General features: G+C 42.1%; 1 pseudogene. It reads right to left on the bottom strand.

The window, feature by feature from the left end:
- A pseudogene (locus LJE12_RS19765) lies at positions 1 to 375 on the bottom strand (replication initiator protein A); the annotation flags it as partial.

Genomic DNA, 375 nt, shown 5'->3' with positions numbered 1-375 from the left:
GGTTTTGGTATTGCTTTCCGGTAGAAGCCATATAACCGGATAAGCGTTCCATATAGTCCTGCCAGTCAGGGATTGTCTGCCGGATATTTTCCAGCTCCGTCTCTGACAGAAAAACATTTTGAAATGTTCCATAGGGTGAGCGTGGCTCTTTACTCCCTCTTATTGTTAAATGGTTCTTTTTTATCTCTTTCTTATTACTGGACAGTTTTCTGTCTGTATCAGGGAAAGAATCCTGTCTGTCAATAGGACAGTTTTCTGTCTGTCTTGAGGAAAGAATTCTGTCTGTATTGCTGAGGGTTTCTTTCGGGATTTTTACATAGATCCGATTAGGGTGTCCGGGTCCCTGCCGTTTTCGGAAGATAAGCTCTTGTTTTT

The organism is Blautia sp. DFI.6.71, assembly GCF_020593585.1.
Classification (GTDB): Bacteria; Bacillota; Clostridia; order Lachnospirales; family Lachnospiraceae; genus Blautia_A; species Blautia_A wexlerae.
The sequence above is the reverse complement of the archived record's forward strand: the minus strand, read 5'-3'. Positions and strand labels throughout refer to the sequence as shown.